This window comes from Skermanella stibiiresistens SB22 (genome assembly GCF_000576635.1).
Lineage (GTDB): Bacteria > Pseudomonadota > Alphaproteobacteria > Azospirillales > Azospirillaceae > Skermanella > Skermanella stibiiresistens.
This window is the reverse complement of sequence record NZ_AVFL01000011.1, coordinates 42,684-68,406: the sequence shown is the minus strand read 5'-3', so window position 1 is coordinate 68,406 and position 25,723 is coordinate 42,684. Positions and strand designations below refer to the sequence as shown.

The 25,723-nt window shown below is 66.7% G+C and carries 21 protein-coding genes; 7 read left to right on the top strand and 14 right to left on the bottom strand.

Going from position 1 to position 25,723, the window contains the following annotated elements; all coding sequences use genetic code 11:
• Window positions 1-12 precede the first annotated feature (12 nt).
• Window positions 13-384, bottom strand: a complete 372-nt coding sequence (locus N825_RS16190) for a response regulator transcription factor (protein ID WP_037453920.1) — start codon at window positions 382-384, stop codon at window positions 13-15.
• A gap of 261 nt (window positions 385-645) precedes the next feature.
• On the opposite strand from N825_RS16190, the gene N825_RS16185 reads away from it, so the two are divergent.
• Window positions 646-1,287 carry a helix-turn-helix domain-containing protein gene (locus N825_RS16185; protein ID WP_051512449.1) on the top strand — a complete coding sequence of 214 codons (642 nt, stop codon included), beginning with the start codon at window positions 646-648 and terminating at the stop codon, window positions 1,285-1,287.
• On the opposite strand, the gene N825_RS16180 is transcribed toward N825_RS16185, so the two are convergent.
• The 3 genes from N825_RS16180 to N825_RS16170 form a co-directional block, all read right to left on the bottom strand.
• On the bottom strand, window positions 1,277-2,098 hold the full coding sequence (locus N825_RS16180) for an alpha/beta fold hydrolase (RefSeq protein WP_037453919.1): 822 nt from the start codon (window positions 2,096-2,098) through the stop codon (window positions 1,277-1,279). The genes N825_RS16185 and N825_RS16180 overlap by 11 nt on opposite strands.
• 107 nt (window positions 2,099-2,205) lie before the next feature.
• A complete protein-coding gene (locus N825_RS16175; protein WP_051512448.1) occupies window positions 2,206-2,643 on the bottom strand; it encodes a pentapeptide repeat-containing protein in 438 nt (145 codons plus the stop codon).
• Between the two features lie 96 nt (window positions 2,644-2,739).
• Complete coding sequence (locus tag N825_RS16170; RefSeq protein ID WP_037453915.1) at window positions 2,740-4,518, bottom strand: histidine kinase famiy protein; 1,779 nt, start codon at window positions 4,516-4,518, stop codon at window positions 2,740-2,742.
• Between the two features lie 351 nt (window positions 4,519-4,869).
• Between N825_RS16170 and N825_RS36575 the strand changes: the two genes are divergently transcribed.
• Window positions 4,870-8,430 carry a response regulator gene (locus N825_RS36575; protein ID WP_157619281.1) on the top strand — a complete coding sequence of 1,187 codons (3,561 nt, stop codon included), beginning with the start codon at window positions 4,870-4,872 and terminating at the stop codon, window positions 8,428-8,430.
• Window positions 8,431-8,459: 29 nt separating this feature from the next.
• Here N825_RS36575 and N825_RS16160 read toward each other — a convergent pair whose 3' ends face one another.
• Together N825_RS16160 and N825_RS16155 are read right to left on the bottom strand one after the other, a co-directional pair.
• A complete protein-coding gene (locus N825_RS16160) occupies window positions 8,460-9,230 on the bottom strand; it encodes a terminase small subunit (protein ID WP_037453912.1) in 771 nt (256 codons plus the stop codon).
• 624 nt (window positions 9,231-9,854) lie between these two features.
• Complete coding sequence (locus N825_RS16155; RefSeq protein WP_037453909.1) at window positions 9,855-10,142, bottom strand: hypothetical protein; 288 nt, start codon at window positions 10,140-10,142, stop codon at window positions 9,855-9,857.
• Window positions 10,143-10,690: 548 nt separating this feature from the next.
• Between N825_RS16155 and N825_RS16150 the strand changes: the two genes are divergently transcribed.
• Window positions 10,691-11,779 (top strand): restriction endonuclease, encoded by a 1,089-nt coding sequence (locus tag N825_RS16150; RefSeq protein ID WP_037453906.1) that lies wholly within the window; start codon window positions 10,691-10,693, stop codon window positions 11,777-11,779.
• Window positions 11,767-12,636, top strand: coding sequence for a nucleotidyl transferase AbiEii/AbiGii toxin family protein (locus N825_RS16145; RefSeq protein WP_037453902.1), 870 nt, complete (start codon window positions 11,767-11,769; stop codon window positions 12,634-12,636). Before N825_RS16150 ends, N825_RS16145 begins: the two co-directional genes overlap by 13 nt.
• A 117-nt stretch (window positions 12,637-12,753) precedes the next feature.
• Here the strand turns inward: N825_RS16145 and N825_RS16140 are convergent, their stop codons facing one another.
• Window positions 12,754-13,305, bottom strand: coding sequence for a PRC-barrel domain-containing protein (locus N825_RS16140; RefSeq protein ID WP_063833839.1), 552 nt, complete (start codon window positions 13,303-13,305; stop codon window positions 12,754-12,756).
• Between the two features lie 293 nt (window positions 13,306-13,598).
• On the opposite strand from N825_RS16140, the gene N825_RS16135 reads away from it, so the two are divergent.
• Window positions 13,599-15,119 (top strand): SLC13 family permease, encoded by a 1,521-nt coding sequence (locus N825_RS16135; protein WP_084164781.1) that lies wholly within the window; start codon window positions 13,599-13,601, stop codon window positions 15,117-15,119.
• A gap of 5 nt (window positions 15,120-15,124) precedes the next feature.
• Here N825_RS16135 and N825_RS16130 read toward each other — a convergent pair whose 3' ends face one another.
• Window positions 15,125-15,553: a MerR family transcriptional regulator gene (locus N825_RS16130; RefSeq protein WP_051512445.1), complete on the bottom strand. Its 429-nt coding sequence runs from the start codon at window positions 15,551-15,553 to the stop codon at window positions 15,125-15,127.
• Between the two features lie 90 nt (window positions 15,554-15,643).
• On the opposite strand from N825_RS16130, the gene N825_RS16125 reads away from it, so the two are divergent.
• Window positions 15,644-17,806: a heavy metal translocating P-type ATPase gene (locus tag N825_RS16125; RefSeq protein WP_037453899.1), complete on the top strand. Its 2,163-nt coding sequence runs from the start codon at window positions 15,644-15,646 to the stop codon at window positions 17,804-17,806.
• Window positions 17,807-18,227: 421 nt separating this feature from the next.
• On the opposite strand, the gene N825_RS40795 is transcribed toward N825_RS16125, so the two are convergent.
• The 4 genes from N825_RS40795 to N825_RS16100 all read right to left on the bottom strand — a co-directional run bounded on the left by N825_RS40795 (window position 18,228) and on the right by N825_RS16100 (window position 21,990).
• Window positions 18,228-19,127, bottom strand: coding sequence for a 2Fe-2S iron-sulfur cluster-binding protein (locus N825_RS40795; protein ID WP_037453896.1), 900 nt, complete (start codon window positions 19,125-19,127; stop codon window positions 18,228-18,230).
• A 299-nt stretch (window positions 19,128-19,426) separates the two neighbouring features.
• The gene (locus N825_RS16110) at window positions 19,427-20,206 is read right to left on the bottom strand and encodes an SDR family oxidoreductase (protein WP_037453893.1); all 780 of its coding nucleotides are present in this window, start codon (window positions 20,204-20,206) and stop codon (window positions 19,427-19,429) included.
• A gap of 48 nt (window positions 20,207-20,254) precedes the next feature.
• The gene (locus N825_RS16105) at window positions 20,255-21,034 is read right to left on the bottom strand and encodes an OBAP family protein (protein ID WP_037454188.1); all 780 of its coding nucleotides are present in this window, start codon (window positions 21,032-21,034) and stop codon (window positions 20,255-20,257) included.
• Window positions 21,035-21,063: 29 nt separating this feature from the next.
• Complete coding sequence (locus N825_RS16100) at window positions 21,064-21,990, bottom strand: LysR family transcriptional regulator (RefSeq protein WP_037454185.1); 927 nt, start codon at window positions 21,988-21,990, stop codon at window positions 21,064-21,066.
• 114 nt (window positions 21,991-22,104) lie between these two features.
• Between N825_RS16100 and N825_RS16095 the strand changes: the two genes are divergently transcribed.
• Window positions 22,105-23,103, top strand: a complete 999-nt coding sequence (locus tag N825_RS16095) for an aldo/keto reductase (protein WP_037454182.1) — start codon at window positions 22,105-22,107, stop codon at window positions 23,101-23,103.
• Window positions 23,104-23,127: 24 nt separating this feature from the next.
• Here N825_RS16095 and ppsR read toward each other — a convergent pair whose 3' ends face one another.
• Window positions 23,128-24,528 carry a transcriptional regulator PpsR gene (gene ppsR, locus N825_RS16090; RefSeq protein WP_037453890.1) on the bottom strand — a complete coding sequence of 467 codons (1,401 nt, stop codon included), beginning with the start codon at window positions 24,526-24,528 and terminating at the stop codon, window positions 23,128-23,130.
• A gap of 249 nt (window positions 24,529-24,777) precedes the next feature.
• Window positions 24,778-25,689 (bottom strand): cobalamin B12-binding domain-containing protein, encoded by a 912-nt coding sequence (locus tag N825_RS16085; RefSeq protein WP_211098394.1) that lies wholly within the window; start codon window positions 25,687-25,689, stop codon window positions 24,778-24,780.
• Window positions 25,690-25,723: the final 34 nt, after the last annotated feature.

Here is a 25,723-nt window from a genome sequence, read left to right as displayed (position 1 = left end):
CCGAGGGGGCGATCAATTCCCCAACAGCGCCTCCCGCAGGCACTGGAAGATCGTCTCGCCGTCGAATGGCTTGTCCAGGACGCGGAAGGCGCCGGCGGCCAGGGCACGATGGCGGAGATCCGAGCCGCCGAACGCCGTCATGAGGACGACCGGGAACGGACACGACCGCTCGGCCAGGAGACGCTGTAACTCGATGCCGCCAATGCCCGGCATCTGGACATCGGTGAGCAGGCAGGCCGCCTCCCGCTCGGCGCCCGAATCCAGGAACTCCTCGGCCGACGCGAAGACCCGCGTGTCATAGCCGAACGACCGGAGGAGGCTGGCCGTGGCGACGCGGATCGCCTCGTCATCATCGATGATGGCTATCAGGAACGGTTTCGACATCCGCGCGCCACTCTGAGTTCCCCAGCATGCGGCCAGAGACCATAAGACCTGAGTATATGCCGAGCAAACCAAGTCGGCGGTTCGGCAAACCTGTGCGCGATGGATGGGACGCGGGATTGGCTCCATCATTCACCCCACACGCGGCCCAGTATCTCCGCCTCCGGTCGGGCGGGATTGTTGAAACGAACCAAAAGCCGCAAATCCAATTACGAAGCTTGGCGCATCCAATCCGATGTTCAGCTTCGTCGGGGAAGGATTGACATGAAACAAGCGAACACCGCCGGCCAGACCTCCAAGCTGGAAAGCGCGCGGGAACTCGTCATCGGCACGCTGCGCGCCTCGACCGACGGCGTTCTCGATCCGATCGTGAGACAGCTCGCCTCCCACCTGCTGACCATGACCGAGAGGCCCGAACTCGCCACCCGCATCTTCGTGGACCATGTGGCCCTGGCGTTGGACGCGCAACGCGGACAAGATCATATTCCTAGCATTTCCGAACCCCAGGCGCAACAGGCCCGCGGCGGTTTGGCGCCCTGGCAGGAGCGGCGGGCCAAGGAATTGATGGGGGGCCAACCCGGAACCGACCTGTCGCTGGCGTCGATCGCCGGCGAGTGCGGCCTGTCCGTCAGCCATTTCGCCCGCGCCTTCAAACAATGCACCGGCAAGCCGCCGCACAAGTGGCTGCTGGAGTCCCGCGTCGAGCGTGCCCGCGACCTGCTGCTGAACACCGGAATGTCGCTGGCCGAGGTGGCGCTGGAATGCGGCTTCTCGGACCAGAGCCATTTCACCCGGGTGTTCTCCCGGGTGGTCGGGACCAGCCCCGGAACCTGGCAGCGCCTGCGGCGGAGCCGCCAGTCCGGGATCGGCGAGGCCAGACCGACCCCCAACGAGATCAGCCCCTGATGAACTCGAGCAGGTCGGCGTTGAGCTGGTCCTTGTGCGTCACCGCGAGCCCGTGGGGTGCCCCGGCGTAGACCTTGAGAACGGCGCCCTTGATCAACTGGGCGGACCGCTTGGCCGCCGCGTCGATCGGCACGATCTGGTCGTCGTCACCGTGGATCAGCAGCGTCGGGATGTCGAACTTGGCCAGATCCTCGGAGAACTCGGTTTCCGAGAAGGCCTTGACGCAGTCGTATTCGGCCTTGATGGCGCCCATCATGCCCTGACGCCAGAAGGCGTGGATGGCACCGTCGCTGCTCTTGGCGCCCTCGCGGTTGTAGCCGAAGAACGGTACGGCCAAGTCCATGAAGAACTGGGAGCGATCGTTGGCGACGCCGTCGCGGATGCCGTCGAACACGCTCATCGGCAGGCCGCCCGGATTGGTGTCGGATTTGACCATCCGCGGCGGCACCGCGCCGACCAGCACGGCCTTGGCGACCCGGCTGGTGCCGTGGCGTCCGATGTAGCGGGCGACCTCGCCGCCGCCGGTCGAATGGCCGACCATGACGATGTCCTTCAGGTCCAGCGCCTCGATCAGCTCGGACAGATCGTCGGCGAAGTGATCCATGTCGTGGCCGTCGAAGGGCTGGCTCGACCGGCCATGACCCCGGCGGTCATGGGCGATGGCGCGGTAGCCGTTCGACGCGAGGAACATCATCTGGTTCTCCCAGGCGTCCCCGGTGAGCGGCCAGCCGTGGCTGAACAGGACGGGCTGCCCGGTGCCCCAGTCGTTGTAGAAGATCTCGACCCCGTCGCGGGTTTTAAGGATGGCCATGTGTCACTTCCTGGCAATTGCTTCGATCGCATGAGACTGGCACGGCGGGGAACGCCGATATTGCATCTTACGACGATGTTTTTGGACAATCTGGCGGGCGCCCCCGCTCAGTCCGCCAGGAAATCCGTCCCCCAGGCCGAGGCCGGCTTGTCGTCGAGCAATGCCGACTTGAGCGACGCGCCGTCCAGGTTGGCGCCCGTCAGATCGGCGCCGCGCAGGTCGGCGTGGTCCAACTTGGCGTCGCGCAGGTCGGCGTCCCGCAGGTCGGCCCCGGCCAGCTTGGCTTCCCACAGGGAGGCGCTGGACAGCTTGGCGCCCTGGAGGGAGGCGCCCCGCAGGTCCGCGTGGTCGAGATTGGCGCCGGCGAGATTGACGCGGTCGAGCGACGCCCGACGCAAGTCGCTTCGCCAGAAGGCGCGTCCGGCGAGGTTCATGCCGCTCAAGTCCGCGCGCTCACCTTGGGCGCCGTCGGTGGCGGCCCAGAGGCCGTGGCTCCGGAGAAGATCGGACAGGTCTTCGGGAGTGGTGTCGGCGGGAAGGGTCATCGGCAGGTCTCCGCTGATCGGATGTCCGTCAGCCGTTCGGGAGCGTGGGCGCCGGGATCCGGCGCCGCGGGGGAACCAATGCCCATGCTATTCCCATCACCCCTCCTTGTGTCCAATGCCCAGGTGGGGCGCGCGCCGGATCTTCGGGCGGTTGAGGGCGGCGTTGACGCGGTCGGCAAGCTCGGTGCGGCGGTAGGGCTTGCCGATCAGGTCCATGCCGGCGGCGCGCTGGCCGTCGGTCACAAGATCCTCGTTATAGCCGGTGGTGAAAAGGACCGGCAGGTCGGGATGCATCGCCCGCACCCGCTCCGCCAAGGCCAAGCCGTTCATGCCACCCGGCATTATCAGGTCGGTGAACAGCAAGTCGATCCTGGTGTTCTCGGCCGACAGCACCTGTAGCGCCTCGTCCGCGTTGCCGGCCGTCAGCACGGCGTAGCCCAACGCCGTCAGGTACTCGCGCGCCAGGACCAGCACGTCCTCGGAATCCTCGACCACCAGGATGGTCTGGGCCACCGAGCCGCGCGGCTCGACCGGCTGCGGCCGCGCGACCGTGGAGGGCACGGGTGCCGGCTTCGGCGCCGCCGTCGCGGCATCGGGGGACGCGCCTGCCGGGAACAGCATGCGGACCGTGGTGCCGCGTCCAAGCTCGCTGTCGATCTCCAGCTTGCCCAGCGATTGCTGCACGAAGCCATGGACCATCGCCAAGCCGAGCCCCGTGCCCTTGCCGGTCTCCTTGGTGGTGAAGAAGGGCTCCATGGCGCGCTCGACCACGTGGGGCGGCATGCCCTCGCCCTCGTCGGTGATCGCCAGCGCCACGTAGTCGCCCGGCGGCAGGTGGTGGGACCCGGCGTCGCCGTTCAGGCGCAGGGGCGCCGTCTTGATGGTGACGGTGCCGCCCTTGGGCATGGCGTCGCGCGCGTTGATGACGACGTTCAGCAAGGCCATCTCCAGATGGACCGGATCGACCAGGCAAGGCGGCGTGCGCGGCTTGAGGTTGAACTGGATATCGACCGAGCCGCCGACCGTGCTGCTCAGCATGTCACCGAACTCGATGATCAGGCTGTTCAGGTTGGTCGGCTTTGGCTCCAGCCGCGTCTTGCGGGCGAAGGCCAGCAGTTGCTTGGTCAGACGGGCGCCGCGCTCGACAGCCCGGCTGGCGGTGTCGAGCAGCCGGACCGGCTTCTCGCCCTCGACATGGGATTCCAGCAGTTCGAGGTTGCCGGCGACCACCTGCAACAGGTTGTTGAAGTCGTGCGCCAAGCCGGCGGTGAGCTGACCGATCGCCTCCATCTTCTGGGCCTGCCGGAAAGCCGCCTCCGAACCGCGGCGCTTGGTGATGTCGAGCTGGCTGGCGAAGAAGTAGAGCAGCTTGCCGTCCTGGTCGAACACCGGCCCCATGTAGAGCGCGTTCCAGAACGGCGTTCCGTCGCGCTTGTAGTTGAGGATCTCGGTCTGGATCGCCGTCCGCGCCACGACGGCTTCCCGGAGTTCCCGAACCGTCTCGCGGTCCGTGTTGGCGCCTTGCAGGAAACGGCAGTTGCGACCGGCGATCTCCTCCTCCTCGTAGCCGGTCAGGTCCTGGAAGGCCCGATTGGCGAAGACGATCGGGTTGTCGGGCAGGTTGGGGTCGGTCAGGATCATCGGCATCCGGGTCATCTCGATCGCCGCGAAGAAGACGTTGCCGCGCTGATCGAGGCCGGGTTCGCTGACCGTTCCCTCCTGCCAATGCCGTATGCCGTGCGAGCCGGTCGGGCTGAAGGAGCTGTGGTCGGGCATTCCCTCGGCGGGAACGCCGTGGCTGCTCTGGCGGCCCTCGCCTTGGATGTCGATGCCGCGCGGTTCCGCGTCGCCCTCCTTGTGCCTGTCTCCCGTCACGCGCGCACTCCCCGCTCCAACCCGATCGCCCGGCCATTCGCCGCGATAGCAACTATAGGAGCGATTGAAGATAAGCAAATCACCTGTTCGGTCTTGTCCAACATAACCTCCTCAATCCCATGCAATGTGGAACGCAATTGAAATGAAATTGTTCCCATTTTCCCAGGATCGGGGGGTTAACGCAGTGATGACTCCAATGTTGGCCTTTTATTTATGTTCGTTATTTAGTTTGGCAGAATACGACATATCCTTCGTCTTAGTGGTAAGGTAACCAATGAGTCCGCATCCTCCCGGCGCAAGTCCAAAGGAGCGATCGTGACAATCCACCCGAAAAGCAATGGAACGCGCACCTTGAAAGCGAGGTTGCTTCTGCTGCTGGCGGTTTCCGTCATTCCGTGCGCGAGTCTGGTTGGCTATCTGGCCCATCGGCAGATCCGCGACGACATGGAGTCCGCCTACGCGGAGGCGTTCACGCTCGCCCGGATTTCCGCGTCGTGGCACGAGGAGATAGAGGCGGCGGCTGGCACCCTGCTGTCCGTCCTGACCAAGGTGCCGACGGTTCAGGCCGGCGGGCCGGCGGAGTGCGGCGAGGTCCTGGCCAATGTCGCGGGCGAACAACCCTGGGCGGCGGCGATCTGGCGCGCGGGGGCCGACGGCGCGATCACCTGTGGCTCCGGCGCCGAGATGTTGCGTCAATCGCTCAACATTTCCGACCGGGAGTACTTCAAGCAAGCCGTCGCCACCAGGACCCTGGCGGTCAGCGGCTTCCTGACCGCCAAGCTGACGGGCAAGCCGATCATGGTCGCCGCCCTGCCGATGGTCGGCGCCGACGGCGCGGTGACGTCGGTGATCGGCGTGTCGATGGATCTGGACTGGATCAACCGCACGGCGGCCGAGGCGCGCCAGAAGCCGGACACCGTCATGATGCTGCTGGACAGCCATGGCGCGATGTTGGCCCATCATCCGGACACGGCGTCGTATCTCGGCCGGTCGTTCGCCGACAATCCCCTGGTGCGGCGCCTGCTGTCGGAGGGCAGCGGTGTCGCCGACGCGGTGGGACTGGACGGCGTCGAGCGGCTGTTCGGCTTCGTCCAGGTTGGCGACGCGGTCCTGGCGGTGGGGCGAAACCGGGACGCGGCGCTGGCTGGTGCCCAATGGCGCTTCAATCTGTCGATCGGCATCCTGCTCCTGTCGGTCGCCACCAGCATCTGCCTCGCCCTGGCCGGGGCCCGGCGGTGGGTGCTGGGCTGGATCGACGTGCTGTCCGTGGCGGCGGGAGAGATCGCGGCGGGCAAACGGGGCGTGCGGGCGGCGATGCTGCCGTCGGGCGGCGAGTTGGCCGATCTGGCGCGTGCCTTCAACGACATGTCGGAACGGGTCGACGATGCGACGCAGCGGCTTGGCGACTTGGCCGAGGTCTCGACCGACTGGTTCTGGGAGACGGGACCGGACCATCGCTTCACCTTCATGAGCGAGGGTGTCCGGTCGATCTCCCTGGATCCGGCTGGTGTGATCGGCAAGCACCGCCGCGAACTCGCCGCCTCCTTCGAAGGAGTCGAGCCGGCCGAGGGGGTCGATGCGGGTAGCGGGGCGCGAGGCGATGCCGACCATTGGGTGACGTATGACGGCTATCTGGCGGCGCGGCTGCCGTTCCGCGACTTCGCCTATTCGCTGGTCGGCGAGGATGGCTATGAACGCCACATCATCATCAGCGGCAAGCCGGTGTTCGGGCGGGATGGTGAATTCGCGGGCTATCGCGGCACTGGCAGGGACGTGTCGGTCTATGTCGACCACGACCGGGAGATGGTGGCGGCGCGCGACCAGCTGGAGCGTCAGGCGGAGGATCTGGTCGCCATCGCCGAGGATCTGGACCGCTCCCGCCTGGAGGCCGAAAAGGAACGCGGCCGGGCGGAGGAGGCCAGCCTGGCCAAGAGCGAGTTCCTGGCGAGCATGAGCCACGAGATCCGGACGCCGATGAACGGCGTGATGGGCATGACCGCGCTGCTGTTGGACAGTGACCTGACGCTGGAACAAAAATCCTGCGCGGAGGCGATCCGCGACAGCGCCGACGCCCTGTTGGGAATCATCAACGACATCCTGGACGTGTCCAAGCTGGAGGCCGGCAAGGTCGAGTTGGAGATCATGGACTTCATGGTCTCCGAAGTGGTCGAGGGCGTCGTTGGCCTGCTGGCGCCCAAGGCGCGCGAACGAGGGCTGGAGATCGGGGCGCTGGTTGGGCCGGAGGTCCAGGCGGCCTACAGGGGCGACCCTACCCGGCTGCGGCAGGTGCTGATGAACCTGGTCGGCAACGCCGTCAAGTTCACCAGCCGCGGCTCGGTGTCGGTCGAGGTTGGGGTGGTCGGGGGTGGTGGCCGGACTGGGGATGCGGCTGGAGCCGCGACGTGGCTGCGGTTCGAGGTCAGGGACACCGGGATAGGCATCACGCCGGCGCAGATCGAGCGGCTGTTCCAGCCCTTCACGCAGGCCGACGCCTCGACCAGCCGGCGCTATGGCGGGACCGGGCTGGGACTGTCGATCTGCCGGGAGCTGGTGGCGCTGATGGGCGGCGATCTGGGGGTGACGAGCGAGCTTGGCGCCGGCAGCGTGTTCTGGTTCACCGTGCCGCTGGAGGCGTCCGCCGGGCTGGTGGTCAGCGCGCGGGCCTTGCCGGAGCAGTTGCGTGGGCTTCGGGTACTGGTCGTCGACGATCTGGAGATGAACCGCCGCATCCTGCGCCACCACCTGACGCAACTGGGGCTGGAGGTCCACGACGTCGGCGGCGGGCTGGAGGCGCTGGGCGCGCTGAACGACGCATGGCAGGCCTCGGCGCCGTTCGACATCGTCATGACCGACCATCACATGCCGGGCATGTCTGGCGAGACGCTGCTGTCGTGGATCCGGCCCAACCCCTTGTTCCATGACTTGAAGGTCGTGCTGGCGTCGTCGGTCGGCGAGTTGGACAACAGGAACGCCGGCGAGTTCGCGTTCGACGCGATGCTGACCAAACCGCTGCGCCAGCAGGCGATCAGCGATTGCCTGCTGAGGCTGCACGATCAGGTGACGGTGGCGGGTCAGCCTGAGCGGCGGCGGGTGGTGACGGCTCCGGTCAGGACGGTCACCGCCGAGGGCGCGCGGGTGCTGCTGGTGGATGACAACCAGATCAACCTGCGCATCGCGACGATCATGCTGACGCGGGCGGGCTATCGGGTCGACACGGCCGAGAATGGCGAGGCCGCCGTGGCGTCGGCGACGGCGACCCGCTACGACACCATCCTGATGGACATCCAGATGCCCGGCATGGACGGCATCGAGGCGACGCGGGCGATCCGCGCCCTGCCCGGCCCGGCCGGGGCGGTTCCAATCGTCGCGATGACGGCGAACGCCATGAGCGGCATGCGCGAGGAATACCTGTCCGCCGGGATGGACGACTATGTCTCCAAGCCCTTCGCGCCGGAAAACTTCCTGTCGATCGTGGCGGGCTGGACGGCGAGGCGCGAGGTGGCGGCCGGCGCGGTCGCGGAGGTCAAGGCGGGGGAGACCGGCGGCGCGGTGCCGCGGGGTTTGCCTGTGCTCGACGTACCCGTGCTGGGCGACCTGCGGGCCGACGTGCCGCCGGAGCAGTTCCGCGATCTGGTGACCAGCTTTGTCGAGAACCTGGAACTGCGAATCGAGCGCATCATCGCGAAGGCCGGGGCGGGCGATCTGGACGCGCTGCGCCGCGAGGCCCACGACCTGATTTCGACGGCGGGCAACATGGGAGCGCGCCGGCTGGAGGCTCTGGGGCGCGACATGGACGCGGCGTGCCGGGCGCGGGATGCCGCCAACGTCGGCCCGCTGGGCGACGCCATCGCCAGCGCCGGGGCGGAAGCCCTGGCGCGGGTCAAGGACAGCTTCCTGCATGACGCGGCCTGACCGGACGTTGTTCGGGGAAATGGTGCCGGTCAGGCGGGAGCGGTGGCGCCGAGCGGGGGAGCGGGGGGCGAGGCCGTCAGGAGCGACGGGAAGTCGGAGGTGATCCGCTCGATTTCGCGGAAAAGGTCATCATAGGTCATCCCGGCGAGGGGGTTGGCGGGCGGGACGCGGTTCGGGACCGGGGCCAGGGCTGATTTCGCCGGGACGGGCTTGGGCGGCGGCGGAAAATCCGTTGGAAGGTCAGCATTGGTCACTATCGGCACGGATTGGTCATCCCGCGGGGCGGGGGTGGCTTGAGCGTGCTGGTCGAAGCCGGGGCTGAAGCGGATGGGATCAAGGTCCTCGTCCGGATCGCCGGGAAGGCTCTCCAAGTCGGCGTCGGGGTGTGGCCGGGTATCGTGCGCCCCGTGGTAATGCTGGGCGATGCGCTTGTCCTGGATGACGCCGCGCAGCTTCAGGCGAAACTCGATGGCGCGGAGAGCCAAAGCCGGCCGCTTGCTCTCGAACGCGTCCTCGATCACCCAGCCGACCTGCTCGTCGGCCTCGTTCAGGTGGGCTTGATGCTGGGCGCGGCGGGCGGCCCGGATTTCATCGACACGGAGGCGGATTTCCGGCTGGCGCATCAGGAACGCGCCGCGCTGCTTGGCCCCGCTGACCGAATACCCCGCCCGCCTCGCCGCCTCCGCCCCGCCGACATTGGCCGACATCGCCTCGCAGAACGCCTCCTGGCGGGAGGTCAGCTTCGGGCGGGTGGAGGCGGGTTTGTTGGGGGCGGGATTGGCGGAGGCTGGGGTCTTCATGGCGGTGGCCTTTGGTGGGATGGGATTGGGTATGGATTATTATCCTATTCTGGACGCGGTGACTGACGCCAGTGAATTTTAGCCGAGCTGGCGGTTTCGACTTCCGGGAGGGGGTTGGTAGGGGCGGTGGGAGGGCGGGAACCATTCGAGTTGATACCTAATTGATGACTTACGAGACTAGTATTCAGTGAAGTCCCTTCAATCTTGAATTCGGATTTCGCCCGCAGATCTCCCGATGACAGGTGCCCGGATCAAGTCCCATAAGCGCTAACTTAAGGATCCTCACTCCCCTTATCGTCATACCCGGACTTGATCCGGGTATCTATCGGCCGAAACCGACGTAGTGACTTCAATCTAAAGTTCGGTTTCGACCGTCCAATCTCCCGAGGGCAGATACCCGTATCAAGTCCGGGTATGACGATGTGGGAGAATTGATATCCTGATCTGGACTGCGACCCATCTTAAGTTAGCGCTTGTGGGATCAAGTCCGGGTATGACGAATTGGGATGGGTGGAGACTTCAAGTAAGCGCTTGTGGGATCACGTCGTGGAATGGCGCGTTGGTGATGCCGATGAAGTCTTGGAGGACCAGCGTCCGGATTGGCGGCGGCAGGTTGGGTTGGCTTCAGCGGAAGGGTGGTGGTAGGACCAGGAACGAGAGTCCCATGCCGATCAGGGTCAGCGCTCCCGCGATGATGTCGTGGTAGGCCAGGACCAGCGCGCCGGGGTCGACGGCTGCGGTGGCCGCCGTCAGGGGGAGGATCAGCAGGGGGACCGGCGGATAGGCGTCGACCAGGGTGTAGGGCAAGGCGATCAGCGGCAGCAGGGCGCCCCAGACCAGCAGCAGTTTGCCGATGACGCGGCGGAGCGGTTCGAAGGTCAGGTCGGGGTCGATTTGGGTGTTTTTGGACATGGGGGATGGTCCGCGTCTCCGGAGGAACGACACGACGACGGGGGATGACGCGCGCGGGTGCGGCGCTCGCCCCTGGGTCGAGGAGCGGGCTGGCCTTCGGGAGGAAGGCGGGCCGAGGGCTGGGCGTTCAGGCCGGAGGTGGGACGCGGTGGGGCGGCTTTCCCGCCGCCGCAAGGGTCGGAACCCCCGCGGCGGCGGACGCCAAAAATCGGCGCGCGAACGCGCCGGGCGGTGTGCTATTGCTGGCGGTAGCCATTGATACGGTTTCCTTCAGACGGACTATCAGTGGTCAGGCCGGGTGGGAGGGTTGGCCCCCTTCCGCTCGGCCGCCCCGCGGGTGCGGAGCCGCGACGACTCTGATCGGATTACCCCGGAATGTCAAGGAAGCGACGCCCCCTTGGAAGGTTCGGCCCCCGTTTCACGTTGTGCGAAGCAGGCTGGCGTGATCGGCGTTTTCACTCCTGGAGGCGGTTTTAGCAAATGCTGAAATAGGCTACTTCAGTGAAATCTCGATTGACAATTTTCACTGAAATCAGCATTTTCAGCGGATGCTGAAAACTCATGAATTGGTGAAAACGTTCGAGGGGCAGGCGGCTCACGCTGTCAGGCAGCTTCTTGAGCAGGTGCCGGCGATCGGGCCGGACGGTGTCGAGTTTGTCCGCAATCCTCTCCAAGGGGATAATGGAGCGGATCTCGTCATTCATTTGAATGTGGATGGCCGCGAGAAAATATTGTTGGTGGAATGCAAGTTCAGTGGGCAGCTTAGAAACGTAAGGGCGCAACTGCACCAGTTGCGTCACTGGATGTCCCATGCCGAGGGTGAGGCGATGGGAATCCTTGTCGCGTCCTATCTCTCTCCGGAAGCTCAGGCCCTGTGCCGAGACAATGGAGTTGGCTTCCTTGATTTGGAAGGCAACGCTCGGATCGTTTTCGACGGCGTGTTCATCGAACGCCGCGTGGAGGGCAAGCCGCCGGCCGAACGGCGTGAGCTGAAATCCCTCTTCAAGCCGAAATCCGCGCAGGTCTTGCGCGTCATGCTGCGCTCGCCCGCGAAAGCGTGGCGTGTCGCCAATCTCGCTGCGGCGGCCAATGTCAGTCTGGGCCATGTCAGCAATATTCGCGCGGCCTTGCTCGACCGGGAATGGGCGGCGGTCCAACCTGATGGACTGCTCTTGAACGCGCCGGACGCCTTGCTGGATGCGTGGCGGGACGCCTACGAGCCACTCTCTGGTGAGCGGCTGGGCTTTTATACCACTCTGCATGGCAAGGCTTTCGAGGACGCCGCCCGTAGGGCCTTCGAGGCTTGCGGTGACGATGGTTCCTTGATGTTCGCCTCGTTCTCGGCCGCCACTTGGTTGGCTCCCTACGCCCGCGCGGGAAGCCAGTTCCTCCTTGCCGACGGCGCCGGGCTCGACCGGCTGCGCGAATTCTTGAAATTGGCGCCGGCTTCGAAAGGCGAGAACGTGATCGTCACCGTGCCGCGCGACCCGGGTATCTTCCGTGACAGGGTCGAGCCCGTCCAGGGCATCGGCTGCACCAGCCCGGTCCAGACCTATCTCGACCTGTCCATCGCCGGTGAACATGGGCGCGCGGCCGCCGAACACCTGCGGCGGGAGACGCTTTCATGGAGCCGGTAGCTTTCCCCGAACCGCGAACGGCCGCCGACTACGACGACCGGACATCCGCCGCCGTCAAGGCGGTCCTGATGGAGATCGGCCAGATCCTTGGCAGCTTCCGGGGCAAGTTCGCCGTGATCGGCGGCGCGGTGCCGTGGCTGCTCCTGGCGAACGAGGACATGCCCCATGTCGGCACGATCGACGTGGATCTGAGCCTGGACGCCGAAGCGCTGGGTGATGGTGAGTATGCGACGCTGGTCCAGTCGTTGATGAGCCATGGCTATCAACAGCGGAAGGAACTGCGACGCTTTCAGCTGGTGCGCCGGGTGATCGGCGGCTCCGGAGATGGACCGATCGACGTGATCGTCGACTTCCTGATGCCGCGCGATGCCGCGATCGTGAGGAATGTTCCTCCCCTCATCGGTGAGTTCGCGGTGCAGCGCGCGTCGGGTGCCGATCTGGCCCTACGGTATCGCCAGATGGTCGTGATCGACGGAGCGATGCCGGGTGGTGGGACCAACCGGGTCGAAATCGCCGTCGCCTCCATTCCGGCACTTCTGGCCATGAAGGGCCACGCGCTTCACGGGCGGCATAAGCAGAAGGACTCCTACGACATCTACTACTGTATCCGGAACTGGCCGGAGGGAGTGGAGGCACTGGCGGACGCATGCCGCCCCCTGCTGGCGGATGCGAGTGGTGAGCGGGGCTATCGTCACATAGCGGACAAGTTCAACGATCCAGATGGCTATGGGCCAACCTGCGTCCGGCGTTTCGTGGAGGAAACCCGGTTCTTGGGCGAACGCACCGCCGAACAATGGCAGCAGGACGCCTTCGGCCAAGTCGACGCGTGGATACGGGCCCTCGGCCTGCGGGACTGACGAGGCCCCTGCCCCGCCCATCAGGCACGCCGAAGCCGGCGCCACGGCCGGAGCGGGGGTGATCCGCTTTCGGTGTGACGCCGGCTCGGCTCGGGTGGTGCCGGGGCTTTGGGGGGATTACTGGGTCGTGGTGGTGTCGGAGGCTTCGGTTTCGGTGGTGGGGCGGGTGTTGAAGGTGGTCATGCCCTCCTCCATCTCGAACTCGGGCAGCGCCTCGATGTCGGCTTGCGCCATGTTGGGGAGCAGGAGGTCGTTCTCCTGGGTGCCGAGGTTGGCGCTGGCGAGATCGACCGCGATTTGCTTGGCGCCGATCCCCAGGAAGCCGCCACTGGAGATCACGAGCTGGCGCGCTTCGCCCGATTGGGGATCGATGATGACATCCTCGACCGAGCCCAGGGACTCGCCGTCGCTGCCGCGCACCGTCCTGCCCATCATGTCGGAGACGCTGACGGCACCCGGGGCGGCGGTTTCGGTCGGCTGTTCGCGAAGCGCCTCGGCGGAGGTGTCGGGCGCCGTTCCCATGGCGGGGCCGCCGGATGGCGCCTCGACCGCGAAGGCCGGCGCGTTGCTGGCGGGATGGCCAGGGGGGTTGCTTTCCGTCGTCTGGGCCAGCGCAGGGCCAGCCAGGAGAGTAAGGATGGAGGCGGTGTACAGCAATGGTGAACGCATGATATCCTCCTCGGTGTATGATTTCGAATTCAGATATCGAGCTTGAACGTATGAATTCAAACGTTGATTTGCCATGCGCGAGTAAAAATAATCACGGATTAAATTTAGACTTCACGCGTAGCGCGCAGCTTCTTTAGCACTGCGGGATTATGTGGGAAGATCGACTTATTTTCATGAAAATCACTCTGGACGGCACATCGAGGATCGTTTTCCGGCTTCCGACGCACACATAGCGCCCGTGCGGGGGTGTGGGAGCCATGCCCCCTTGGGACGACGCGGGAGGAAGCCGAGAGATGGCCACATCTGAAGGAACGGCGAACGCCGAAAGCGCGGAAGACGACCAGATCGGGAAGACACCGGTCGGGCGTCCACTCCTGGGGATCACCACGGGGTTCCTGCTATTCGCGGTCATGCTGATGCTGCCGGCCCCGGCGGGCATGTCGGAGCCGGCGTGGACCGTGGCGGCGGTCGCCGTGCTGATGGCGGCGTGGTGGGTGACGGAAGCCTTGCCGCTGGCCGCGACATCGCTGGTGCCGCTGGTCGCGTTCCCGCTGCTGGGCGTGGCGACGCCGCGGGAGGCCGCCGTTCCCTACGCCGATCCGCTGATCTTCCTGTTCCTCGGCGGCTTCGTGCTCGGCCTGGGATTGCAGCGCTGGAACCTCCACCGGCGCATCGCGCTGACCATCATCTCGTGGGTTGGCACCCAGCCGTCACGGCTGGTCGGCGGGTTCATGCTGGCGACCGCGTTCCTCAGCATGTGGGTCAGCAACACCGCGACCGCCGTGATGATGCTGCCGGTGGCCCTGTCGGTGATCGCCTTGATCGAGCGTGACCGGAGCGCCGGCGGGCAGGCTCCCGAACACGCGGTGGGGCGCAGGAACTTCGCGGTCTCGCTGCTGCTGGCGGTGGCCTATGGGGCCAGCATCGGCGGTCTGGCGACCCTGATCGGCACGCCACCCAACGCCTTGCTGGCGGCCTATATGGCGCGGACGTATCAGGTGCAGATCGGCTTCGCCCAGTGGATGGTGGTGGGCGTGCCGCTGGTCGTGGTCATGCTGGGATTGGCTTGGCTGCTGCTGACGCAGGTCGTGTTCCGGACGCCGGCCGGGGCGATCAAGGGCGCCATGAGCGCCGTCTCCGGCGAGATCGCCGGCCAGGGGCCGATGACGCGGCCGGAGAAGCTGGTGGGGCTGGTCTTCATCGTCACGGCGGCGGCCTGGATCCTGCGGCCGTTGCTGTCCGGCGTGGTTCCCGGCATCGACGATACGGTGATCGCCATCGCCTCGGCGCTGCTGCTGTTCGTGATCCCGTCCGGTTCGGACAAGGGCGGGTTCCTGATGGATTGGGACACCGCCCGCAAGCTGCCTTGGGGGGTTTTGCTGCTGTTCGGCGGCGGCCTGTCGCTGGCGTCCGCGATCTCGGACAGCGGTCTGGCGGAATGGCTGGGCCAGATGCTGGGACTGCTGGGCTCGTGGCCGGTCATCCTGGTCATGCTGGTCGCGACGCTGGCCGTGATCTTCCTGACCGAGCTGACCAGCAACACCGCGACGGCGGCGGCCTTCCTGCCGCTGGTCGGATCGGTCGCGGTCGGCATCGGGCTGGACCCGTTCATGCTGACGGTGCCGGTGGCACTGGCCGCGTCGTGCGCCTTCATGCTGCCGGTGGCGACGCCGCCCAACGCCATCGTCTATGGCAGCGGCAACCTGACCGTGGCGGACATGGCGAAGGCGGGCGTCTACTTGAACCTGATCAGCACCGTCCTGATCACGGGGCTGACCTATCTGGCTGTGGGAACGCTGTTCCGGGTCGGCTGAGGGGTTCAGGGCGATAGGGCCTCGATGATCCTGCAATCTGAGACGAGGCCGCCGCGGCACTGATGGGCCAGCCGGGCGAGTTCGTCCCGGAGCCGGGTGAGGTCGGCGATCTTGCGCTCGACCTCGCCCATCTGCTCCACCACCAGGTCGTCGACCTCGGCGCAGGGGCGGTCCGGCTGATCCGACAGGGCCAGCATGCGGCGAACCGCCTCGAGCGGGAATCCCAGGTCGCGCGCCTTGCGGATGAAGGTCAGCCGCTTGACGTGGCGGTCGTCGTAGATCCTGTAATTGCCGGAGCTGCGCGCGGCGCCCGCCAGCAGTCCGATCCGCTCGTAGTATCGGATCGTCTCGACATTGACGCCGGTCAGCTTGCCGAGCGCCCCGATCGTATGGGGGCCGATCGTGTGATCGGAGGATGGAATTTTTCCGGACATGGCCCTTGACCCTGTAGTGGCTACAGGGTGCATCTCTAGCACTCGCGGGGGATGGAGGCATCCCTCGCCCGAGGGTCGAAGGGGATTTCCATGCGTGACGGTGCGGATGGTGGCGGTGCCTTGCGCTACAAGGTGGCGGGCATGGATTGCCCAAGCTGCGCCACCAAGATCGAAACGGCGCTGGGGCGGCTGCCCGGCGTGACGGATGTCGGCGTCAGCTATCATTCCCAGGTCCTGCGGCTGCGGGTGGACGAAACCGGGACGTCGCGCGACCGGGTGGAGGGCACCATCCGGAGCCTCGGCTTCCAGGTCGAGGACATGGACCTGATCCAGGTGGTGGCGGAGGGCGAGGCGGAGGTTGACGCCGGCGGCGCCGCCAGGGAGGCTTGGTGGAAGGCGCCGAAGGCCCGGCTGACGGGGTTGATCGCGGTACTGGCCGCGGCGGGCTTCGCGATCTCGGCGCTGGTCCCGGCGCTGGGGGATGGCGCCCTGGTGCCTGCCGCGTTGGTCGGGCTGTGGGTGTTCGGGCGGCGGGCCGTCGCCTTGGCCCGCGCCGGATCGCCGTTCAGCATCGAGATGTTGATGTCGATCGCCACCTTGGGGGCGCTGATCATCGGCGAGACGGCGGAAGCGTCGGTCGTGGTCCTGCTGTTCTCCGCCGGCGAGTTGCTGGAAGGCATCGCCGCCGGCTCGGCCCGGTCGGGCATCCAGGCTCTGGCGGCGCTGGTGCCCCGCACCGCGCTGGTGATCGAGGGCGGCGTCGCTCGCGAGGTTCCGGCCTCAAGGCTGGAGATCGGACAGGTCACGCTGGTCCGGCCCGGCGACCGGGTGCCCGCCGATGGCGAGGTGGTCGATGGGGAGTCCGACGTGGATGAGTCGCCGGTGACGGGAGAGTCTGTTCCGGTGCCGAAGCGGGTCGGCTCGCCGGTCATCGCGGGCGGCATCAACGCGACCGGCGCCTTGCGGGTGCGGGTGACGCGGGCGGCGGCGGACAACACCATCGCCCGGATCATCCACTTGGTCGAGGAGGCGCAGGCGTCCAAATCACCGACGGCCCGCTTCATCGAGCGGTTCAGCGCGCGCTACACCCCGTTCGTCATCCTGGCCGCGGTCCTGACGGTGGTGGTGCCTCCCCTTGGGTTCGGGGCGGACTGGCACACCTGGATCTATCGCGGGCTGGCGCTGCTGCTGATCGGCTGCCCCTGCGCGTTGGTGCTCTCCACCCCGGCGGCGATCACCTCCGGCATCGCGGCCGGCGCGCGGCGCGGCCTGCTGATCAAGGGAGGTGCCGCGCTGGAGACGATCGGCAAGGTCCGCGCCGTGGCCTTCGACAAGACCGGAACGCTGACCCTGGGGCGGCCTCGCGTGACCGATCTGGTGCCGCTGTCGGGCACCGGCCGAGCACTGCTCGGGCTGGCCGCGGCGGTGGAGAGTGGTTCCAGCCACCCCCTCGCCCGCGCCATCGTGGAGCGGGCCGCCGATGAGGGCGTGCCGGTCCGCCCGGCGCGGGCACAGGAAGCATTGCCCGGAAGGGCTGCGCGCGCGGTGGTCGGCGGCAAGCTGGTCGAGGTCGGCTCGCCGCGTCACGCGATCGAACGGTGCGGCGCGGCGTCCATTCCCGCCGACAGCGTCGCGGCGCTGGAGGATGACGGCAAGACCGTGGTGGTGGTGGTGGCCGACGGCGTACCGATCGGGCTGCTGGCGCTGCGCGACGAGCCCCGGCCCGGCGCCTTGGCCGGCATCGCGGCGCTGGGACAGCTTGGCGTCCGCGCCGTGATGCTGACCGGCGACAACGCGCGGACCGGAGCGGCGATCGGGCGGGCGCTGGGCGTCGAGGTCAAGGCCGGGCTGCTGCCCAAGGACAAGCTGACCGAGATCGCGGCGCTGAAGTCGGCGGCCCCGGTCGCGATGGTCGGCGACGGCATCAACGACGGCCCCGCGCTGGCGGCGGCCGATGTCGGCATCGCCATGGGCGGCGGCACCGACGTGGCGCTGGAGACCGCCGACGCGGCGCTGCTCGGAAACAGGGTGGGCGGCGTCGCCGAACTGGTGGCGCTGTCCCGCGCCACGATGACCAACATCCACCAGAACGTGGCGGTGGCGCTGGGCCTGAAGGCCGTGTTCCTGGTCACCACCGTGCTGGGCGTCACCGACCTGTGGCTCGCCATCCTGGCCGACACCGGCGCCACCGTCCTCGTCACGCTCAACGCGCTCCGCCTGCTCCGCCGGCCGGGGGTGTCTGCGGGATCCTAAGGTTTCTGGTCCGCGCCTTGGCGGCGACGAACGTCAACCCCCCTCCCACATCCCATCGGTGTAGGTCTTCATGTCGAAGGTTGGGTCACTTGGCCCGAGTGCTTCGGCAAGCGCTTTGAAACGCACCAGTCGATCCTTAAGCGGCATGGCGCGTCGCGTCCGCGACACTTCATCCGCGAAGGTGTCCTTTTTAGTGTCTTGGTGGAAAGGAACCATGGCGAGCATATCCGACAATTTTCGACGAAACTAGGATATCATATCCGCTACTGTCAAGTAATTTTTAGGTCGGCTAGAGCGAAGCGGCAGCCGACATCGACGCGCCTGCTTGTCGGCTGCCGCTTCGCTCTAGCCGACCTACAAGGAATACTTATTAATACTAGAAAGATAACGCCGGGAGTAGTGAACCCCCGGCGTTTTTTGCTTACGCCTGGGCGGCGGCTTTGCGGGCGGCTTCCTCGCGCTCGATCCAGCGCTCCAGGATGGCGACGTGCTCGGCCTCCTCCTTGACGAACTCGTTGGCAAGCTCGGCGATCTCCGGGTCCTTGGTGTGGCCGTAGACGGTGTAGTAGAACTCGAAGCCGAGCTTCTCGCCCTGGAGGGCGGCCCGCAGGGCGTCGAGGCGCGACAGCGAGGGGTCACCGGCCCACAGGGCGGTGCGCTCCGGCGTCGCCAGGGTCGGCCAGACGTGGTCGCCGGGGATGTCGAGCTCATCGACGGCGCCGCCGGCCCGTTCCTTGGCCTGGGCCAGATGCAGGCGCGAATACTCGCCAAGCTGGGTGAACAGGGCGGCGACCTCGGTGTTGCCGACCTTGGCCATCTCGACCGCCAGCTCCTCGAAGTGGATCGCGGCGTCCTCCTCGACCTTGACGGCGTAGCCGAGGAATTCCGCGACCGAGGCGATCTCCAGCCCGCCCTTGTAGGACTTGACCGCCGTGGACAGCGCCGGCTTGGCCTTGGGCAGCACTTCGTCGCCGGGGAAGATCACCGCGATGTCCTCGTTGCGCACGAAGCACTGGCAGGCCAGCCGATGACGCGGCGGCATGTCGTTGGTCTCTGCGTTCTCGATCTCGGCCGCCGTGATCTTGCCGAGCTGGCGGAGCATCTCCTTTTCCTTCTCGGTCAGGGCGATGCCATAGGGCGCGTTCTTGGTCAGGTGCTCGACCTCGACCACGCAGGAGCCGCAATTGCCGTCGCCGCAATCGAACGGAATGGGAATCTTGTGCGCCTTGGCGAGGGCCAGCAGGGTGCCACGGTCGCCCGCCACGGCGTACAAGGTGATATCCTTGGCCATGGACGGAGAGCGGAAAGTCACGTTTGCCACGACTTCGTTCCTTATCTCGGAATTTGCAAGAACAGGTGCTGAAAAGCCGCCGGTCATCCCGCCCCTTTCCCTGGATCGCTCCAAGTCACGTGACGGTTTGATGAATAACCAACGGCTTTACCATGTCTTCGACGGTGTCGAAAACCGGTTGGATCAGCCTTAAGCAATTTCCGTGCTAGCCGTACAACTAGCTGATTTGGTTGAAGATTAGGCGAGAACGGGACGAACGCTGGTTTCCGATGGAGGGAAACCCGACAAAACGTGGCTTTGGTGACAAGATAGTCTTGGCGATGGAGCGTTCACAGGATCCCTGGATAGGCGCCGCCATCAATCACAAGACTTTGGCCGGTGATGTAGCCGGAATGGGCCGAGCACAGGAAGGCGCAGGCCTTGCCGAACTCCGCCGGATCGCCGAAGCGCTTGGCGGGGATCTGGGCGCGGGTCTGGTCCCTCAGGGTTTCCAACGGGATGCCCTGCTGCTTGGCCGATGCCTCCTGGCCGGACTGGAGCCGGCGGGTCTCGAACGAGCCGGGCAACAGGAAGTTGATCGTCACGTTCGACCCTGCGACCGAGCGGGCGACGCCGGCGAGGAACCCGGTCAGTCCGGCGCGGGCGCCGCTCGACAGGTCCAACCCGTTCAGCGGCATCTTGACCGAGAAAGAGGTGATGTTGACGATCCGGCCGAAACCGCGTTCGGTCATGCCGTCGATCACCCGCTGCACCAGTTCGATCGGCGTCACCATGTTGCCGACGACGCCCTTCAGCATGGCGTCGCGGTCGATGTCGCGGAAGTCGGCGCGCGGTGGACCGCCGTTGTTGTTGACCAGGATGTCGACGGTCGGCACGGCCGCGAGCAGGGCGTCCTGGCCCTCGCGGGTGCTGACGTCGGCCGCGACGGCGTGGACGGTGGCCCCCGTCTCTTTCCTGATCTCCGCCGCCGCCTGGGCCAGCTTGTCGGCGTCGCGTCCGTTGATCACGACGGTGCAGCCGGCGCGCGCCAGTTCCATGGCGCAGGCCCGGCCGAGCCCTTGGCTGGAGGCGCAGACGATGGCGTTGCGTCCCTTCAATCCGAGATCCATGGTGGTGTCCCTCCCCTTCCCTGGGTTGTTCGATTTAGGGCGCCGACGTTATCGGCTGGCGGCCGTCTTGTCGACCACGCCGGGGATCGGCTGGGTCCTGCCGGGGAACTTGCCCTTGAGCGCGTCGACGCCCGATTGCGGATGGGCGAGTGGGAGCAGATCCTGGCGGTCCTGGCGGATTTCGTCGGTGGAGACGCCGAACGCGCGGTCGCGGGCCTCGACCAGACCGGGCTGGGCTTCGCCGTCACGGTTGAACGACCACGCCAGCTTCGGCGCCCCGAGCGGCAGCGTGTCGCCGGGTTCGGTGCCGTGTTCCGATTGCCATGTGTGCCACGTCTTGCCGTAGCTGTTCATCTTGGTCCGCATCAGCTCCTTCTCCGCGACGGCGGGGATATTGGGGGCGGTGAGCTGGCCGGACAGGATCTCGCCATTGTGCGGGTGCCAATACTGGCGCTCATGCGCCGGAAGCTGGTCGAACAGGCGTTCGGAGATGATGTACTCGACGCCGGTGAGGTTGGCGGCCGCCGTGTTCCCGTCGAACAGGGAGCATTGGGCGAAGTCCTCGTTGACCTGCCGGCAGAAGTGATGGGCCTCCATCTGGTGGGTCGGATCGTCCTTCATGGGGTGGAAGCCCACGAGGTGGATGTCCATTCCGCTCAGGGGCGCGCTGGTCTGGAGCGCCGCGGCGCCCGCTTCCAGGACGTTGGTCTTGGTCGTCTCCGCCTGTCCGGGCGGGCTGACCGGCGAGGTCACGGCACTGGTGCAGGCGGTGGCCGCGAGCGCGGCGGTGAGCGCGAGGGCTGTCGGGCCGGGATTTCTCTGGGTCATCGGAAGACTCTTGTCGGGGCGGTGGCTGGTCACCCCTGGAGAACAGGCTTGGCCCCCCGATCGTCGCGCCGCCATTCCCGGACGAAGGCCAGGAACGCCTCCAGCGCGGCCGGTGGCTGGCGGCGGCTGGGATAGTAGAGGAAGGGGCCGGGAAAGCTCTGGTTCCAGCCGTCGAGGACGCGGACGAGGCGGCCGCGCTCCACGGCGGCGGTGACGTAACCCTCGAAGGTCAGCATGAAGCCGAGCCCGTCGAGCGCCGCCTGGATTTGGGTCCGGATGTCGGAACAGGTGAAGGGGCCGTCGGTGACGATGCGGACGACGCGCCCGTCCCGTTCGAACTCCCACGACAGGATGGCGCCGCTCCGGAAGCGGGTGGTGATGGTCGGGGCGCCGAGCAGATCCTCGGGCTCGGTGGGCGTGCCATGGGCGGCCAGGAACTCCGGCGAGGCGACGACGGCGTAGCGCTGGGGACCGCCCAACGGAACCGCGATCATGTCACGGGCCAAGTGCTCCTCGAACCGGACGCCGGCGTCGTAGCCCTCGGCGACGATGTCGATCAGCGAGGTGTCGACGGCGATCTCCAGGTCGATGCCGGGGTGGCGCTTGAGGAACGGCGCCACCATGGGCGCCAGGACCAGTTGCGCCGCTGGGGCCGGGGCGTTGATCCGCAGGCGGCCGGTGGCGACGCCCTGCCGCCCGCGCGCCTCGGTGACGGCCTCGGCGATCTCCGCCAAGGCGGGGGCGATCCGGCGCAAAAGGTTTTCCCCCGCCTCGGTGGCAGCGACGCTGCGGGTGGTGCGGTTGAGCAGGCGGACGCCCAGCCGCTCCTCCAGGTCGCGGAGGCGCTGGCTGAGGCTGGAGACGGACATCCGCTGTTCCAGGGCCGCGCGGCGGAAATTGCGCAGGCGGGCGACGGCGGCGAAGGCGTGCAGGTCGCGAAGATCCGCTTCTTCCATCTTCGAGTCCATTGTTCTCTGGAGTGAACAGTACGTGCGGGATTATCCAGCTTATCGGGGGAGTGGCGTGGAGTCATCATCCGCGCCAACGGAACCCGATGAAGGATGAGGATCATGGAACATCGCAAACTTGGCACAAGCGGCCCGGACACCTCGATGATCGGCTTGGGCTGCATGGGCATGTCGGACCTGTACGGTCCCGCCGACCGCGCCGAGAGCATCGCCACGATCCACGCGGCGCTGGACGCTGGCGTGACGCTATTGGATACCGGCGACTTCTATGGCATGGGCCACAACGAGCTGCTGATCCGCGAGGCGCTGGAGGGCCGCGACCGCGACAAGGCGCTGATCAGCGTCAAGTTCGGCGCGCTGCGCGGGCCGGCGGGCGACTGGATCGGCTATGATTCGCGGCCGGCGGCGATCAAGAACTTCCTGACCTACACGCTGCGGCGGCTGGGCGTCGACCACATCGACATCTACCGGCCGGCGCGGCTCGACCCCGCCGTTCCGATCGAGGAGACGGTCGGCGCGATCGGTGACCTGATCAAGGCTGGATACATCCGCCATGTCGGGCTGTCCGAGGTCGGCGTCGAGACGATCCGGCGGGCGGCGGCGGTCCATCCGATCGCGGACCTCCAGATCGAATACTCGCTGATCTCGCGCGGGATCGAGACCGCCATCCTGCCGGCGTGCCGCGAGCTTGGCATCGGGATCACCGCCTATGGCGTGCTGTCGCGCGGGCTGATCAGTGGCCACTGGACCAAGGAGCGGCCCGCCGCCGGACGCGACTTCCGCCTGATGAGCCCGCGCTTCCAGGGGGAGAACCTGGATGCCAACCTGGCGCTGGTGGAACGGCTGCGCGCGATCGCGGACCGGATTGGCGCCGCAGTCGCCCAGGTGGCGATCGCCTGGGTGGCAGCACAGGGGAAGGACATCGTTCCCCTGGTGGGCGCCCGGCGCCGCGACCGGCTGACCGAAGCGCTGGGAGCGGCGGAACTGACGCTGTCGGCGGACGACTTGACTGAACTGGATCGCGCCCTGCCCCCCGGCGCGGCATCAGGCGACCGCTACACCCGCGAGCAACTGGCCCACATCGACAGCGAGAAGGCGTGACGGATCGGCGCTGGGCGCGCTCCCCTACTCGCCCGCCTCCAGGTCGCCAAGACCGTATCGGCGCAGCTTGACGTAGAGGCTCTGGCGGCTGAGACCGAGGATCTCGGCGGCCGACGCGCGGTTGTCGCCGGTCAGCTCCAGGGCGGCCTCGATGCACAGACGCTCGATCACGTCGGTGGTCTCGCGGACGAGGTCCTTGAGGGGCACGCGGCCGACCAGCTCGGTGAGCTGTTCGACCGCGCGCGGCAACTCCTTCTTACGGGTCTCGGTGGCGAGGCGGCGGCCGACGTCACGGATCGAGAAGCCGAAGCGGGGTTGACCAGCGCTGGGCACGGCGCCGGCCGCGACCTCGATCTCGGCGCTGGCGCCGTACTCGCCATGTAGGGTGGTGGCGTACAGGCGGACGGAACCGTGCTGGCGCAGGTTCGCCATCAGTACGCCGAGGTCGACGCCGGGACGGCCGAGCCAGCGCTCGAGCGATTGGCCCCGCGCCTGCTCCTCCGCCGCGAGCTGGGCCAGATCGAGGAAGGCCGCGTTGGCGTCGATGATCCTGCCCTCGGCGTCGGTCACGACGAATCCGTCGGGCATGCCCTCGACGATCTGAAAGTGCTGCGGCTCGGAACGGGTTTCCTCTCCCCGCTCCACTGCCAGCGGGATCAGGCGGATCAGGAACAGCGAAGCGGTGTCCTGGCGGAACAATGCCGCGGACACGCGCAACTCGCGGCCAGAGTTCGTCCGCGCCTCCGCCTCGTCCGCCCGGCCGGTGGCGCGCACTCCCGCCAGCAGCAGTTGGAGGGCGGGCATGTCGGCGGGATCGAGCGCGTCGGGCAAAGGCCGGCCAGTGGCCTCGCCAACCGCTTGGCCAAGCAAGGCCTCGGCGGCGGGGTTGGCCTCCAGGATCTTGTGGGTCGAGGCGTCGGCGATCAGGATCGCCTCGTGGGTCATCTGGAACAGCAGGCGGTAGCGCATCTCGACATGGCGCTGGCGCGCGTAGTCGCGTTCCATCGTCTGCTGCGCCTCGACCAGTCGTTGCTGGAGGGCGGCGGACGGGCGGAGATCGCGGCCGATCGCCACCATTTTGCCCTCGGCGCCCAGCTTGACGACGGAATATTGGATCGGGATGTCGGCGCCACGCGGCATCGGGTGGTTGACATGGCGCCAGCGCGGCGGCGACCCAGCCTCCGCGTCGCGCAGCATCGACTCGACCTTGATGCGGCTTTCGACGGTAACCGTGTCAAGCCACGACCGGCCGACCCACTGGTCATGCCAGTCGCGCGGCAAGTCGGCGTTGCCGAGTGTCAGGTCCTGGATGACACCCTTGGCGTCCATGACAAGAGCCACGTCGCCAGCGGATGCCACCAGGGCCGCGACGGCCTCGGCGTCAAGATGTTCAAATGACTCCTTTGGAGCTTTGAAGTGCTTCACGGGAGGCGAGACCTTCGGGGCCGAAGGATGGAGGTCAGCTCCCGCGGATTTCAGGCCTGCTTTGTTGTCAAGCTGTCCAGCGAGTTCGGCTGACGCCTTGGATCTCACCATCTAGGGCTTCCTGGGTAAATTTGTCAAGTAAGGTTGACGTAAAAATTCATTGACAGTAGACGCCACAATCAGACCTCGCGCACCACATGAATTCTGGACAACCTTGGTTCTATCAACACGCTGTCCATAGAAACAGTTTCAGCTTTGTTTTGCGATAAGCGCAAGAAGATTTTCAGCTTGGACCGGGGCTTGGCGGCCATCGGCGGCGGTGGCGTCCGCTCCGACCAGCGCCACCATCTCGGGATGTGCGATGAAAACGGGACCGCCGACAAGGATACCCACGGCTTGGTTGCGCGACGCGCGGCGGATCAGGCGGATCGTCTTGACCAGCATGTCGATCTGGACCTCGCAGCTGACCGACAGGCCGACGATCGAGAACCATTGGCTGCGGACGATCCTGATCAACTCGTCACGGGCGACGGGAGCCCCGGTCGTGACGTCCCACCGGGCGCGCCGGAAGAACTCGGCGACCATATGCGTCCCGAAGGTGTGCTGGCCGCCTGGGACGCTCATCAGCAAGGCTCTCCGGCCGTCGTCGCGGATGGAGGACTCGCGGAGGAAGGCCGGGCTGAAGTCACGGAGCACCTGTTGCAGGCGGCACAAACCGATCGTCACGTCGGCGAAGTGGCAGACGTCGTTGGTCCACAGGTCGCCCAGATGCCGCGCCGCCGGCGCCAGCAAGTCCAGGTACACGGTGTCCAACTCCACGCCGCGCGCCCGCACGGTCTGGACGAAGGAGGACGCCCGCTGGAACTGTTCGTTCAGCAGCAGCGAGGACAATTCCAGCACGTCATCCGGGTGCGGAGCGGGCGCCGGAACTGGTTGCCGAAGCTCCGAGACCTGAAGCAGCCGCGGAGCCGATCGGCGGGCGAGGACAAGGCGGGGAACAATCTCCGCCTCGACGGTGTCAATCAAACCGGCCAACAACTGGCCGGACTGGCCGTGCCTTGTGGCGACCCGAGAGTCGATGACAGTGCTCTCCGTGACCTGAGCACATTCGACCTCTTCCCAGGCCCTCCCTGAAACGACCCGTTCTAGCGAGTCATTCATTGTTTGCTCCCTGAGGATTGAGGGGAGCCTACGC